This is a genomic window from Leisingera sp. F5, assembly GCF_001593695.1.
On the sequence record NZ_LUKH01001353.1, the window covers coordinates 1 to 1091 of the forward strand.

Annotated in this window: 1 protein-coding gene; it reads left to right on the top strand. The window is 61.5% G+C overall.

The features are described from left to right. Positions 1-1091 (top strand): DUF6537 domain-containing protein (locus A2I95_RS41380; RefSeq protein WP_291738083.1); only part of this gene is annotated, 1091 nt, incomplete at both ends.

Consider the following 1091-nt stretch of genomic DNA (forward strand, 5'->3'; position numbering starts at 1 on the left):
CTCTCAAGGTGCCCTTCGACCTGCTGGTCACCGGAGTGGGCGGCACCGGTGTTGTCACCGTCGGCGCGTTGATCACAATGGCGGCACACCTGGAAGGCAAAGGATCAAGCGTGCTGGATTTCACCGGCTTTGCGCAGAAGTTCGGAACTGTCCTCAGCTACATCCGGCTGTCCAAAGAACCCGGCACCTTGAACCAGGTGCGCATCGAACAGGGCGGCGCGGATGCGGTTATCGGCTGCGACGTGGTGGTCAGTTCGGCGCCCAAGGCCTCGGCCCATTACCGCGCAGGCACCAAGGTGGTGCTGAACCGGGCTGAAATGCCCACTGGCGATCTGGTGCTGCGCCGCGATGCCGATCTGTTGGCAGGCCTGCGGGAAAGAACCATTGCCGAGGCCGTCGGAGAGCAAAACCTATCCGGTTTCAACGCCAATGAGGCCGCGGAAACAATGCTGGGCGACGCTGTGCTGGCAAATGTCATGATGCTGGGTTTTGCCTGGCAGCAAGGGCTGGTGCCGGTCAGTGCAGGGGCGCTGGACCAGGCGATTGAGCTGAACGGCGTTGCCATTGAAAGAAACCGCCTCGCCTTTGCCATAGGCCGTGCCATGGCGGAGGACCCGAAACTGGTCGCCAGCCACTTTGAGGAGACGCCCGCAAAGACGGAAACATTGGACGCACTGATCGAACGCCGCGCCACTTTCCTCACCGGCTATCAGAACATGGCTTATGCGGGACGCTACACCGCTGCCTTGAACCTGTTTCGCGACGCATTGCCTGCGGAGGCGCAGGAAGAACTGACCGCCGCCGCGGCGCGGGCGCTATTCAAACTGATGGCTTACAAGGACGAATATGAAGTTGCCCGGCTGCTGACCAGCGACGCCTTCCAGCACCAGCTTGAGGATGAGTTCGAGGGGGATTTCAGCGTCAAATACCACCTCGCACCGCCTTTGCTGAGCTGGAAAAAGGATGCCCGCGGACGCCCGGCGAAACGGGCCTTTGGGCCCTGGCTGCGACCGGCGATGCACTTGCTAGCCAAGGCAAAGACGTTGCGCGGTTCGGCCTTCAACATCTTCGGCTATCACGAGGAAGCTCGC